9 protein-coding genes are annotated in these 13,075 nt (G+C 72.3%); 6 read left to right on the forward strand and 3 right to left on the reverse strand.

What is annotated here, in order from left to right; genetic code table 11:
* Positions 1-82 precede the first annotated feature (82 nt).
* The gene (locus tag ACFYXA_RS30985) at positions 83-1,195 is read right to left on the reverse strand and encodes a CAP domain-containing protein (RefSeq protein WP_389039093.1); all 1,113 of its coding nucleotides are present in this window, start codon (positions 1,193-1,195) and stop codon (positions 83-85) included.
* A gap of 195 nt (positions 1,196-1,390) precedes the next feature.
* Here ACFYXA_RS30985 and ACFYXA_RS30990 point away from each other — a divergent pair, with 195 nt between their 5' ends.
* The 4 genes from ACFYXA_RS30990 (at position 1,391) to ACFYXA_RS31005 (ending at position 7,906) form a co-directional block, all read left to right on the forward strand.
* Positions 1,391-1,672: an acylphosphatase gene (locus tag ACFYXA_RS30990; protein WP_130443154.1), complete on the forward strand. Its 282-nt coding sequence runs from the start codon at positions 1,391-1,393 to the stop codon at positions 1,670-1,672.
* 380 nt (positions 1,673-2,052) lie between these two features.
* The gene (locus ACFYXA_RS30995) at positions 2,053-2,256 is read left to right on the forward strand and encodes a hypothetical protein (RefSeq protein WP_073491170.1); all 204 of its coding nucleotides are present in this window, start codon (positions 2,053-2,055) and stop codon (positions 2,254-2,256) included.
* 274 nt (positions 2,257-2,530) lie between these two features.
* Positions 2,531-6,280, forward strand: a complete 3,750-nt coding sequence (locus ACFYXA_RS31000) for an AAA family ATPase (protein WP_389039098.1) — start codon at positions 2,531-2,533, stop codon at positions 6,278-6,280.
* A 207-nt stretch (positions 6,281-6,487) separates the two neighbouring features.
* Positions 6,488-7,906 (forward strand): sugar porter family MFS transporter, encoded by a 1,419-nt coding sequence (locus ACFYXA_RS31005; RefSeq protein WP_352247172.1) that lies wholly within the window; start codon positions 6,488-6,490, stop codon positions 7,904-7,906.
* Between the two features lie 141 nt (positions 7,907-8,047).
* On the opposite strand, the gene ACFYXA_RS31010 is transcribed toward ACFYXA_RS31005, so the two are convergent.
* Positions 8,048-9,019, reverse strand: coding sequence for an LLM class flavin-dependent oxidoreductase (locus tag ACFYXA_RS31010; RefSeq protein WP_389039103.1), 972 nt, complete (start codon positions 9,017-9,019; stop codon positions 8,048-8,050).
* Between the two features lie 134 nt (positions 9,020-9,153).
* On the opposite strand from ACFYXA_RS31010, the gene ftsY reads away from it, so the two are divergent.
* The gene (ftsY, locus tag ACFYXA_RS31015; RefSeq protein WP_352247170.1) at positions 9,154-10,356 is read left to right on the forward strand and encodes a signal recognition particle-docking protein FtsY; all 1,203 of its coding nucleotides are present in this window, start codon (positions 9,154-9,156) and stop codon (positions 10,354-10,356) included.
* Positions 10,357-10,471: 115 nt separating this feature from the next.
* On the opposite strand, the gene ACFYXA_RS31020 is transcribed toward ftsY, so the two are convergent.
* A complete protein-coding gene (locus ACFYXA_RS31020; RefSeq protein WP_389039108.1) occupies positions 10,472-11,128 on the reverse strand; it encodes a bifunctional DNA primase/polymerase in 657 nt (218 codons plus the stop codon).
* Positions 11,129-11,575: 447 nt separating this feature from the next.
* On the opposite strand from ACFYXA_RS31020, the gene ACFYXA_RS31025 reads away from it, so the two are divergent.
* On the forward strand, positions 11,576-13,066 hold the full coding sequence (locus ACFYXA_RS31025) for a hypothetical protein (protein ID WP_351095904.1): 1,491 nt from the start codon (positions 11,576-11,578) through the stop codon (positions 13,064-13,066).
* The last annotated feature ends 9 nt before the right edge of the window (positions 13,067-13,075 follow it).

Below are 13,075 nucleotides of genomic sequence, written 5' to 3' on the forward strand. Positions count from 1 at the left end.
ACGCGAGCACAGCGCTGAACGACAGATAGCGCTAACCAATGGTTAGCGCTATCTGTCGGCTGAGTGCTGTCTGTCGGCGCTCCTAGTAGCCGAAGTCCTGCGTCCACCAGGGGCCGCCCGAGCCGAGGTGGACGCCGACGCCCAGGGTCTTGAAGTCGCAGTTCAGGATGTTGGCGCGGTGGCCGGGGCTGTTCATCCAGGCCTGCATGACCGCCGCCGCGTCGGCCTGGCCGCGGGCTATGTTCTCGCCGCCGAGGTCGGTGATGCCGGCCTTCGCGGCCCGGTCCCAGGGGCTCGCGCCGCTCGGGTCGGTGTGGTCGAAGAAGTTCCGGCTGGCCATGTCCACGCTGAAGGCCTGAGCGAGGGACGCCAGGGAGCTGTTCGCGGCGACGGGGCTGCAGCCGACCTTCGAGCGCTCCTCGTTGACGAGCTTCAGCACCTCCGCCGCGGCCTGGATCTCCGAGGACACCGCGACCGCGGCGCTGCTGCGGCCCGGCGACTTCGACGCCGACTTCGACGGGGCCGACTTGCGCGCCTGCTTCGTCGGCGCGGTCGTCGGCTTCTCGGTGCTGGGCGGCGCGCTCGGCGACGCCGTCGAGGCCGACGGGCTGGGCGAGGCCGGCGTCGACGCGGGGGCCGAAGCCGAAGCCGAGGCCGACGGCGTGCCGGACCGGCTCGCGTCCCGGCTGGTCGACGACTCGCCGCGCTCGGCGCCGGGGTCGGCGGAGCCGGACGTGCCGCCGAACTCCGTGGCGGAGTTGGCCGGCGGGTCGGCGGCCGTCACCCTGTCCGAGGGGCCGCCGTTCCCGCCCAGCTTGTAACCGTCGAGGCCGGGCACCACGCCGGACGCCACCGCGACCGTGCCGAGGGCGACGGCCGCGGACACCCCGAGCAGCCCCGTCTTGACCGGGGTCACGGCCTTGCGCTTGCGGCGCCGGCCCGTCCCGCCCCGGCCCGGACCGGTCGAACCGGACAACCCGGACCCGCCGGGGCTGAAGCCGTCCGCCGTGAGGACCGCGGTGTCCTCGGCGGACCGGGCGTGGCCGTCGTCCGTCGCGTACAGGTAGTCGTGGCTCCTGGCGGCCGAGTCGGCGTACGCCTCCGGGTTCAGGTACGGCGCGATGCCCATGATGGGGCCATCGGCGTGACGGTCCTGCGCGCCGCGGCCGGCGGCGGCGCGTCGGTGGCGTCCCATGTCCTGGCCTTCCTCGTCCGAACGGTCTCCTCGGTCGACCCGCGCCGGGCGGCGCATGGCGTCACAGACTCCATATGGTCGACCTGACTCACTCGATCGAGTGAGTTTCATATGAGATTCATTGGGTCGGGACGGTACCGCATGCCGCCGGGGGCGGAAGCGTTCCGAGTGGCTTCGCCCGGTTAGATGGCACCCATGAGCGAGGAAGTACGGATGGTGGCCTGGGTGCGCGGACACGTCCAGGGCGTGGGTTTCCGCTGGTTCACGCGGGCCAAGGCGCTGGAGATCGGCGGTCTGAGTGGCTTTGCTCTCAATTTGGCCGACGGACGGGTCCAGGTCGTCGGCGAGGGCAGTCGTGAGGCCTGCCAGGGGTTGCTGGAGTGGCTCCTGAGTGACGACACGCCCGGGCGCGTGGACGGAGTCACAGAGATATGGGACACACCCCGCGGGGGCTACGACGGCTTCGCCATCCGCTGACGAAACACGCACCCCGGGGGGCCGCGGCGGCGCGGGAACCTACCGCCGGCGGCCGCCCGAAGTGAAAAGAAGCAGGTGGTTGCCAAGAACCGCTTGCCGTGGCAGGCTCCGCACGCAAAGATGATCGCCACGCCCTGAGGGCCCGCGGGAGTCACAGCGCCGCCGTTTCCGGCCGCGCGCCCCACGGATGCCCACCGATACGGGGCGTGATCGTGTTGACCGTCAAACTTTTTGGTGAGACGCTGAAAGCACCCCGCGCACCTAGCTGTTTGGCATGGATGAACGGCAGCACGAACAAGATCCGGTCAACACCGCGGGTGCGAATCCCTCACGACCCACCACCGCTTCGGTCGGTCACTCAGTGTGGAGGACCATCCATCATGGCAAAGGCGCTTCTCGGTTACGTCGGCGGCTCCGACCCGCGACTCCTCGCCGAGATGCGACGGCTCCAGCAGCGCGTCCAGGACCTGGAAAACGAGCTCGGACGAATCCAGGCCGAGAACGACGCTCTGACGGCTGCCGCTTCTCACGACAGGTTCATGGAGAGCATCGACGCACACCAGGCGGAGCCTGCGCTCACCTGATCGCTGCACCGCTCCACGACAGCAGGCGCAGCGAAGGGGAGACACTTTCCCATCGCGTCGGACCGCTAAAGTTGTCAGAAGTAGCAAGGGACGCTTCGGCGTCCCTTCTTTCTTCCCCCGATCCCCCGGCTGACGCCCGCTTCCGTCCCGATCCGCCGATCGGCTTCCCCCGCGCATCCTTCCCACTCTTCAACGAAGGGTCTGCCCTCAGCGTTCAAGGGTGAAACCGCGGGTTCACGGAGTGGGACAAGTCGGGAAGGTAGAGTCCAGCGCCGTGCACCTCAAGGCCCTGACCCTGCGGGGGTTCAAGTCGTTCGCCTCGGCGACCACGCTCCGGTTCGAGCCGGGCATCACGTGCGTCGTGGGGCCGAACGGCTCGGGCAAGTCCAACGTCGTGGACGCGCTCAGCTGGGTCATGGGCGAGCAGGGCGCCAAGTCGCTGCGCGGCGGCAAGATGGAGGACGTCATCTTCGCCGGCACCACCGGCCGCCCGCCGCTGGGCCGCGCCGAGGTGTCCCTGACCATCGACAACTCCGACGGCGCGCTGCCCATCGAGTACGCCGAGGTCACCATCACGCGGATCATGTTCCGCAACGGCGGCAGCGAGTACCAGATCAACGGCGACACCTGCCGCCTCCTCGACATCCAGGACCTGCTGTCCGACTCCGGCATCGGCCGGGAGATGCACGTCATCGTCGGCCAGGGCCAGCTCGACTCCGTGCTGCACGCCGATCCCATGGGCCGCCGCGCCTTCATCGAGGAGGCGGCGGGCGTCCTCAAGCACCGCAAGCGCAAGGAGAAGGCGCTCAGGAAACTGGACGCGATGCAGGCCAACCTCGCGCGCGTGCAGGACCTGACCGACGAACTGCGCCGCCAGCTCAAGCCGCTGGGGCGGCAGGCCGCCGTCGCCCGCCGGGCCGCCGTCATCCAGGCCGACCTGCGCGACGCCCGGCTGCGCCTGCTCGCCGACGACCTCGTACGGCTGGAGGAGGCCCTCCGGGCCGAGGTCGCCGACGAGGCCGCGCTGAAGGAACGCAAGGACAGCGCCGAGCAGGAGCTGAGGAAGGCGCTCCAGCGCGAGGCACTCCTGGAGGACCAGGTGCGCCGGCTCACGCCACGCCTCCAGCGGGCGCAGCAGACCTGGTACGAGCTCTCCCAGCTGGCCGAGCGCGTCCGCGGCACGATCTCGCTCGCCGACGCGCGCGTGAAGAGCGCCACCTCCGCGCCCCCAGAGGAACGGCGTGGCCGCGACCCCGAGGACCTGGAGCGTGAGGCCGCCCGGGTGCGGGAGCAGGAGGCCGAGCTGGAAGCCGCCCTGGAGGCGGCTCAGCGGGCGCTCGACGACACCGTCGCCCACCGCGCCGACCTGGAGCGCGAGCTCGCCGTGGAGGAACGGCGGCTGAAGGACGCCGCCCGCGCGATCGCCGACCGCCGCGAGGGCCTCGCCCGGCTGCACGGCCAGGTCAACGCGGCCCGCTCGCGCGCCGCCTCCGCCCAGGCCGAGATCGACCGCCTGGCCGCCGCCCGGGACGAGGCCAGGGAACGGGCCGTCGCCGCCGAGGAGGAGTACGAGGCGCTGAAGGCCGAGGTCGACGGCCTCGACGCCGACGACGCGGAACTCGCCGAACGGCACGAGGAGGCGAAGCGGCGGCTGGCCGAGGCCGAGGCCGCGCTGACCGCCGCCCGCGAGGCGGCCGGCACCGCCGAACGCGAGCGGGCCGCGACCAAGGCCCGCCATGACGCCCTGGCGCTGGGCCTGCGCCGCAAGGACGGCACGGGCGCGCTGCTGGCGGCGAAGGACCGCCTCGGCGGACTGCTCGGCCCTGCCGCGGAACTCCTCACCGTCACCCCGGGCTACGAGGTCCCCCTCGCCGCGGCCTTCGGCGCCGCCGCCGACGCCCTCGCCGTCACCACCCCGTCCGCGGCGGCCGACGCCATCCGCCTCCTGCGCAAACAGGACGCGGGCCGAGCGGCCCTGCTCCTGACGGGAGCACCGGAGGACCAGGCCCCTGCCCCCGCCCCCGTCACGCCCGCGCAGGCCAGGGGCACCGACGGGAACCACGACCACGCCCCCACCGCCGCGCCGGGCACGGCCGGCGATCCCGCACACCTCACCTCCGGCGAAGGCGAGACGCCCGCACCCGCCCGCTACGCCATTCCCGCCCCCGCGTCCGGCAGCAGCACTCCCGCCCACGCCACCGGCACCGGCCACGGTCCCGGTGCTCCCCCGTTCGCCGCCGGCCTCGTCAAGGCTCCCCTCGAACTTCTGCCCGCCGTGCGGCGGCTCCTGCGGGGGATCGTCGTCGTGGAGACGCTGGAGGAAGCCGAGGAGCTGGTGTACGCGCGGCCGGACCTCACCGCCGTCACCGCCGAAGGCGACCTGCTGGGGGCGCACTTCGCGCACGGGGGGTCGGCGGGCGCGCCCAGTCTGCTGGAGGTCCAGGCCTCCGTGGACGAGGCCGCCGCCGAGCTGGAGGAACTGGCCGTGCGCTGCGCTGAGTTGACGGAGGCGCAGCTTGCGGCCGGCGAACGGCGCAAGGCGTGCGCGGCCCTCGTCGAGGAGGCGGGGGAGCGGCGGCGGGCCGCCGAGCGGGAGAAGTCGGGCGTGGCCCAGCAGCTGGGGCGGCTCGCGGGGCAGGCGCGGGGCGCGGCGGGGGAGGCCGAGCGGTCCGCCGCGGCGGCCGCCCGGGCCCAGGAGGCGCTGGACAGGGCGGTGGAGGAGGCCGAGGAGCTGGCCGAGCGGCTGGCCGTGGCCGAGGAGATGCCGGGGGAGGAGGAGCCGGACACCCACGTGCGGGACCGGCTCGCCGCCGACGGGGCCAACGCCCGGCAGACCGAGATGGAGGCGCGGCTCCAGGTCCGTACGCACGAGGAGCGGGTCAAGGGGCTGGCCGGGCGGGCCGATTCGCTGGACCGGGCGGCCCGTGCCGAGCGGGAGGCACGCGCGCGTGCCGAGCGGCGGCGGGCGCGGTTGCGGCACGAGGCCGCCGTCGCGGAGGCCGTCGCCTCCGGCGCCCGGCAACTGCTCGCGCACGTCGAGGTGTCGGTGCGCCGGGCGGACGAGGAGCGGGTCGCGGCCGAGGCGGCGAAGGCGCACAGCGAGCGGGAGCTGGCCGCCGCCCGCACCGCCGGGCGTGATCTCAAGGCGGAACTCGACAAGTTGACGGATTCAGTCCACCGAGGCGAGGTACTAGGAGCGGAGAAGAGGCTGCGGATCGAGCAGCTGGAGAACAAGGCGCTGGAGGAGTTCGGTGTCGAACCGGCAGGGCTCGTCTCCGAGTACGGGCCGGACCAACTGGTGCCGCCCTCGCCCCCCGCCGACGGCGAGCAGCTGCCGGAGGATCCCGGGCACCCGCGCAACCGGCCCCGGCCGTTCGCCCGGGCGGAGCAGGAGAAGCGGCTGAAGGCCGCGGAACGGGCGTACCAGCAGCTCGGCAAGGTGAACCCGCTGGCCCTGGAGGAGTTCGCCGCGCTGGAGGAGCGTCACCAGTTCCTCAGTGAGCAGCTGGAGGACCTGAAGAAGACCCGCGCCGACCTGCTCCAGGTGGTGAAGGAGGTCGACGAACGGGTCGAACAGGTCTTCACCGAGGCGTTCCGCGACACCGCCCGCGAGTTCGAGGGCGTGTTCAGCCGGCTGTTCCCCGGTGGCGAGGGGCGGCTGGTCCTGACCGACCCCGACAACATGCTCACCACGGGTGTGGACGTGGAGGCCCGGCCGCCGGGCAAGAAGGTCAAGCGGCTGTCGCTGCTGTCCGGCGGGGAGCGGTCGCTGACGGCCGTCGCCATGCTGGTGTCGATCTTCAAGGCCCGGCCGAGCCCGTTCTACGTCATGGACGAGGTCGAGGCGGCGCTGGACGACACCAACCTGCAGCGGCTGATCCGCATCATGCAGGAGCTCCAGGAGTCCTCGCAGCTCATCGTGATCACGCACCAGAAGCGCACCATGGAGGTCGCCGACGCGCTCTACGGCGTCTCGATGCAGGGCGACGGCGTGTCGAAGGTGATCTCCCAGCGGCTCCGCTAGCGGCGGGCCCCCTGTTACCCCCGAACCTTACTTTCAAGTGTTGAACACATACTCTTCACGTGTGCCTCTTTTCTCACACGCGTACGGGCCTTGACTTCGAAACTTGAAGGCATAGTCTCGGCAACGTTGTTTTTACCTTCAGGTACCGCCTACCTCGAAGGGCTGACCCCACACCGGCAGCGTTGCCGGTGGCCCGAGGAGTTGAACGTGACCAGCACAGCGCAGGCACCCAAGTCAGGAGCCGCAACGGCTCATCCCGATCATCTCGGGCACGTCATCTTCATCGCCGCGGCGGCCGCCATGGGCGGCTTCCTCTTCGGCTACGACAGCTCCGTGATCAACGGCGCGGTCGAAGCCATCCGCGACCGCTACGACATCGGCTCCGCCGCCCTGGCCCAGGTCATCGCCGTCGCCCTGATCGGCTGCGCCATCGGCGCCGCGACCGCCGGCCGGATAGCCGACCGCATCGGCCGCATCCGCTGCATGCAGATCGCCGCCGCGCTGTTCACCGTGAGCGCCGTCGGCTCGGCGCTGCCCTTCTCCCTGTGGGACCTCGCCTTCTGGCGCGTCGTCGGCGGCTTCGCCATCGGCATGGCCTCCGTCATCGGCCCGGCATACATCGCCGAGGTCGCCCCGCCCGCCTACCGAGGCCGCCTCGGCTCCTTCCAGCAGGCCGCGATCGTCGTCGGCATCGCCGTGTCCCAGCTGGTCAACTGGGGTCTGCTGAACGCCGCCGACGGCGACCAGCGCGGCCGGCTGATGGGCCTGGAGGCTTGGCAGGTCATGCTCGGCGTGATGGTCGTCCCGGCCGTCCTGTACGGGCTGCTCTCCTTCGCCATCCCCGAGTCGCCGCGCTTCCTCATCTCCGTCGGCCGGCGTGAGCGCGCCCGCGAGATCCTCCAGGAGGTCGAGGGCAAGGACGTCGACTTCGACGCCCGGGTCGCCGAGATCGAGCACGCCATGAAGAGCGAGCACAAGTCCAGCTTCCGTGACCTGCTCGGCGGCTCCTTCTTCTTCAAGCCGATCGTCTGGATCGGCATCGGCCTGTCGGTCTTCCAGCAGTTCGTCGGCATCAACGTCGCGTTCTACTACTCCTCGACGCTGTGGCAGTCCGTCGGCGTCGACCCGGCGGACTCGTTCTTCTACTCGTTCACGACGTCGATCATCAACATCGTCGGCACCGTGATCGCCATGATCTTCGTGGACCGCGTCGGCCGTAAGCCGCTCGCCGTCATCGGCTCCGTCGGCATGGTGATCGGCCTCGCGCTGGAGGCCTGGGCCTTCTCCTACGACCTCGTCGGCGGCAAGCTCCCGGCCACGCAGGGCTGGATCGCCCTCGTCGCCGCCCACGTGTTCGTCCTCTTCTTCGCCCTGTCCTGGGGTGTGGTCGTCTGGGTCTTCCTCGGCGAGATGTTCCCCAACCGGATCCGAGCCGCCGCCCTCGGCGTCGCCGCCTCCGCGCAGTGGATCGCCAACTGGGCCATCACGGCGAGCTTCCCGTCGCTGGCCGACTGGAACCTGTCCCTCACCTACGTGATCTACGCGGCCTTCGCCGCCCTCTCCATCCCCTTCGTCCTCAAGTACGTCAACGAGACGAAGGGCAAGTCCCTGGAGGAGATGGGCTGACCCGACCCGGGGAGCAGGGCCACCACCCCGCCGCCCTCCTCCCCACCCACCGCCGCCCCCGCCCGGCCCACACAGCCGGACGGGGGCGGCGGTGTTGCCGGGCACCCCGGACACGCGGGTCGCCGGACCTGCGGCCCCGGGTCAGCCGTCCAGGGCCGGGAGGGCGCGCTCGGCGAACAGGCGCAGGCTCCGCCAGCCCTCCTCCAGGGGCATCCCGCCGACCAGCGGATGGAGGACGAGGTTGTCCAGGCCCTCCGCCGCGCACTGCTCCGGGGTCAGGACGCGGTAGACGCCCTCCGCGCGCAGCTCCTCCACCGACGTGGCCCGCGAGCGCACCGCCGAGCGGATGTCCGCCGACTGCCAGGAGGCGTAGGTGCGGGCCTCGTGCAGGAAGTGCCCGCCGTACTTCGCCCACACCCGGTCCGGGTCCTCGGCGATGTGCAGCAGCGGGGTCTGCGCCCCCGGCATCATCACCCAGCCCTGCGTCCCGTACTCCACCAGCCGCTCCTTGTAGTACGCCTCCAGCTCCGGCAGATGCGCACTGGGGAAGAACGGCAGCCCGAGCCGGGCGGCCCGGCGGGCGGCGGCCCGCGAGGAGCCCCCGACCAGCAGCAGGGGGTGCGGCTCGGAAGCGGGCCGCGGGGTGACCCGTACCGTACGGCCCCGGTACGCGAACTCCTCTCCGGTCCACGCCCGCAGCAGCGTCCGCAGCACCTCGTCCTGGAGCCGCCCCCGCCGCGCCCACTCCACCCCGGCCCGCGCGTACTCCTCGGGCCGGTACCCGATCCCGGCCACCGTGACCAGCCGGCCGCCGCTCAGCAGGTCCAGCACCGCGATGTCCTCCGCCAGCCGCAGCGGGTCGTGCAACGGGCCGATCACCGCGGACACCGTGACCGCGAGCCGACGGGTCGCACCGAGGACCGCGCCCGCGAAGACGAACGGAGAGGGCAGCCAGTTGTTCTCGACGCCGTGGTGCTCCTCGGTCTGCACCGTGGTGATCCCGTGGTCGTCGGCGTACGCGGCCATCTCCAGGGCCGCCCGGTAGCGCGCGCCGAGCTCGGCGGGACTCGCGCCGGGAGCGACGAGGTTGAAACGGACGACGGTCACGGGCATGGCAGGGCCCCCTTCGGTCGTGGAGGGCAGGACGCTAGCTGACGGGCCGTCAGGTATCCAGAGGCGGGCGGCGCCCCGTTCGCACGCGTCGGCGGCCGACCCGGCGGGGAGGGGTCGCGCATACTGGACGCGTTATGGACATCGTCATCCTTGCTGTAGTCATCGCCGTGGTCGTGGTCGCCGCGCTCGGCGGGCTCGTGGTCGGCAGCCGGCGCAAGAAGCCGCTGCCCCCGCCGCCCCCCACCGCGCCCGACATCACGGCGCCTCCGGCCGAGCCGCACGTCGGCGACGAGGCCGAGACGCCGCGCGACGAACCGCGCCGCACCATCGAGGAGGTGGACCTCCCGGGCGGCGGCGCTCCCACCGCCGTCGAGGAACCTCCCGTCGTCGAGGCTCCGCCGATCGAGATCCCGGAGCCCACCGAGGGGCGGCTCGTCCGCCTCCGCGCCCGCCTCTCCCGCTCCCAGACCGCCCTCGGCAAGGGTCTGCTCACGCTGCTCTCGCGCGAGCACCTCGACGAGGACACCTGGGAGGAGATCGAGGACACGCTGCTCACCGCCGACGTCGGCGTGCAGCCCACCCAGGAACTCGTCGAACGGCTGCGCGAGCGGGTCAAGGTGCTCGGCACCCGCACACCCGAGGAGCTGCGCGGCCTGCTGCGTGAGGAGCTGCTCAAGCTGGTCGGCACCGAGGTCGACCGCACCGTGAAGACCGAGCCCGAGGACCGCAAGCCCGGCATCGTGATGGTCGTCGGCGTCAACGGCACCGGCAAGACCACCACCACCGGCAAGCTCGCGCGCGTGCTCGTCGCGGACGGCCGTACGGTCGTCCTGGGCGCCGCCGACACCTTCCGGGCCGCCGCCGCCGACCAGCTCCAGACCTGGGGCGAGCGCGTCGGCGCCCACACCGTGCGCGGGCCTGAGGCGGGCGATCCCGCCTCGGTCGCCTTCGACGCGGTCAAGGAGGGCAAGGAGATGGGGGTCGACGTCGTCCTCATCGACACCGCCGGGCGGCTGCACACCAAGACCGGGCTCATGGACGAGCTCGGCAAGGTCAAGCGAGTCGTCGAGAAGCACGCCCCGCTCGACGAGGTGCTGCTGGTCCTCGACGCCACCACCGGCCAGAACGGCCTCGTCCAGGCGCGGGTCTTCGCCGAGGTCGTCGACATCACCGGCATCGTGCTGACCAAGCTCGACGGCACGGCCAAGGGCGGCATCGTGGTCGCGGTCCAGCGCGAGCTGGGCGTGCCGGTCAAGCTGATCGGGCTCGGCGAGGGCGCGGACGACCTGGCGCCGTTCGAACCCGAGGCGTTCGTCGACGCGCTGATCGGGGACTGACCACCCCCGCCACGCGAGGAAGCGCCCGCCCCTGATCCAGTGGGAGCGGGCGCTTCGCCGTCTGCGGCCGGGGTGGGGGGCGTGGCGTACGCCGGTGGGTGTGTACGCCGCCGGCCTACGCGCGGGAGCGGTGGGCCACGTACGCCAGGGTGCCGAGCAGCAGGCGGGCCTCGGGCGGTCGGGTCGCCGAGTCCAGCGCGGGCGGGCGCAGCCAGCGCACCGGGCCGAGGCCGCCCCGGTCGGAGGGCGGCGCCGTGATGTGCGCGCCCGGACCGAGGCCGCGCAGGTCCAGGGAGTCCGGCGCGTCCCAGCCCATGCGGTACAGCAGGTCGGGCAGCTCGGCGGCGGCCCCGGGAGCGACCAGGAACTGGGCGCGGCCCTCGGGGGTGGCGGTCACCGGGCCGAGGGGGAGGCCCATGCGTTCGAGGCGGACCAGGGCGTGCCGCCCGGCCGGCTCGGCCACCTCGACCACGTCGAAGGCCTCCCCGACGGGCAGCATCACCGAGGCGCCCGGGTGCTCCGCCCACGCGCGCGTGACGTCGTCGAGCGTGGCGCCGGCCGGGACGCGGGGTGCGAACGGAAGGGGGTGCGCGCCCGGTGCCCGGCAGTCGGGGCGGCCGCAGGAGCACAGACCGCCGGCGGCGCGCGCCCCCGGCACCACGTCCCACCCCCACAGTCCGGTGAACTCGGCGACGGCGGTGCACTCGGACGAGCGACCGCGCCTGCGCGCGCCGGAGCGGATCTCGCGAATGCCGCCGATCGTGAAGCCCATGCCCCCTCCAACGGGTCCGGCGCACTGATGGTCACGCAGCGGACGCATCTCGTGACTCTGCGTGCTTTCGCCTTCCCGGCCCAGCCGTTTTCAGGCGGCGTCCGGGAGTGCTTTGGGTAGTGCGTACGGCTGCGCACGCCCCTGAGTGCACCGTTCCGCCCACCCCTGGCCGTCCTATGTCAAGTGAATCGCTAACGCGCCACCGTAGGTTCATTCGAAGGGGTGGCGAATGGTGGCGTTTCTGGAACCGCCGTGGTCGGCGCGTGATCGTGGGGTTACTTTGAGTGTGCGAGACCCAGGGGCACATGCCTCTGTGGGTATGCCGGGGGCAAGTCGGCCAACCGTTCGAAGGGTGAGAACCGCCGGACGGCGGACCCCGTTCACCGGCATTCTGATAGGGCTTGGCGCAGCGAAGCGACAAGTGGTCTCAGGGATGGGGGCGTTCCAGTGAGCGGCAACAGCGGTAGGGGGACGAGCGCGGGGAGCGCCGCGCCCGCCGACAAGCGCCCCAACGAGCTGCTCACGTCCTGGTTCGTGCGCAGCGGCTGGTCCAAGGGCGAACTGGCCCGCCAGGTCAACCGCCGGGCCCGCCAGCTGGGCGCCAACCACATCTCCACGGACACCTCGCGCGTGCGCCGCTGGCTGGACGGCGAGAACCCCCGCGAGCCCATCCCCAAGATCCTCTCCGAGCTGTTCACCGAGCGGTTCGGCTGCGTCGTCTCCGTCGAGGACCTCGGTCTGCGCACCCCGCGGCAGACGCCCGCGGCCACCGGCGTCGACCTGCCCTGGACGGGCCCGCAGACAGTGGCCCTGCTCAGCGAGTTCTCGCGCAGCGACCTGATGCTGGCCCGGCGCGGCTTCCTCGGAACGTCGCTGGCCCTGTCCGCGGGCCCCACCCTCATCGAGCCCATGCAGCGCTGGCTCGTCCCCTCGCCGCCCGCCCCGCCGGAGGCGGAGCCCCTCCCGACCAGCCGCGCGCGCGGCCGGCTCTCCAGGCCCGAGCTGGACCTGCTGGAGTCCACGACCGTGATGTTCCGGCAGTGGGACGCCCAGTGCGGCGGCGGACTGCGCCGCAAAGCCGTCGTCGGACAGCTGCACGAGGTGACGGACCTCCTCCAGGAGCCCCAGCCCGAGGCCACCGCCCGCAGGCTCTTCAAGGTCGCCGCCGAACTGGCCGAGCTCGCCGGCTGGATGAGCTACGACGTCGGACTCCAGCCCACCGCGCAGAAGTACTTCGTCCTCGCCCTGCACGCCGCCAAGGAGGCCGGCGACCGGCCGCTCGGCTCCTACATCCTGTCCAGCATGAGCCGCCAGATGATCCACCTGGGGCGGCCCGAGGACGCCCTGGAGCTGATCCACCTCGCCCAGTACGGCAGCCGGGACTGCGCCGGCCCGCGCACCCAGTCCATGCTGTATGCGATGGAGGCCCGCGCCTACGCCAACATGGGCCAGCCCGGCCGGTGCAAACGGGCGGTCCGGATGGCCGAGGACACCTTCGCCGACGCCGCCGACTGGGACGAGCCGGACCCCGACTGGATCCGCTTCTTCTCCGAGGCCGAACTGCACGGCGAGAACTCCCACTCCTACCGCGACCTCGCCTACGTCGCCGGCCGCAGCCCCACCTACGCCTCACTCGCCGAACCCCTGATGCAGCGGGCCGTCGACCTCTTCGCCAAGGACGAGCACCACCAGCGGTCCTACGTGCTGAACCTCATCGGCATGGCCACCGTCCATCTGCTGCGCCGCGAGCCCGGACAGAGCGCGGTGCTGGCCGCGCAGGCCATGAAGGAGGCCAAGAAGGTCCGCTCCGAGCGGGTGAACACCCGTATCCGGAAGACCGTCGACTGCGCGGTCCGCGACTTCGGGGACCTCACCGAGGTCGTCGACCTCACCGACCGGCTCGCCGTCGAGCTGCCGGAGGCCGCCGAAGCGGTCTGACCGCCGACA

The organism is Streptomyces sp. NPDC002566 (assembly GCF_042889585.1).
GTDB lineage: Bacteria > Actinomycetota > Actinomycetes > Streptomycetales > Streptomycetaceae > Streptomyces.

Bases quoted from the DNA above. Each gene is read 5' to 3' on its own strand.
- ACFYXA_RS30995 (WP_073491170.1), top strand. From the start codon at position 2,053: ATGGCAAAGGCGCTTCTCGGTTACGTCGGCGGCTCCGACCCGCGACTC.
- ACFYXA_RS30990 (WP_130443154.1), top strand. From the start codon at position 1,391: ATGAGCGAGGAAGTACGGATGGTGGCCTGGGTGCGCGGACACGTCCAG.
- ftsY (WP_352247170.1), top strand. From the start codon at position 9,154: ATGGACATCGTCATCCTTGCTGTAGTCATCGCCGTGGTCGTGGTCGCC.
- ACFYXA_RS31020 (WP_389039108.1), bottom strand. From the start codon at position 11,128: ATGGGCTTCACGATCGGCGGCATTCGCGAGATCCGCTCCGGCGCGCGC.
- ACFYXA_RS31010 (WP_389039103.1), bottom strand. From the start codon at position 9,019: ATGCCCGTGACCGTCGTCCGTTTCAACCTCGTCGCTCCCGGCGCGAGT.
- ACFYXA_RS30985 (WP_389039093.1), bottom strand. From the start codon at position 1,195: ATGGGACGCCACCGACGCGCCGCCGCCGGCCGCGGCGCGCAGGACCGT.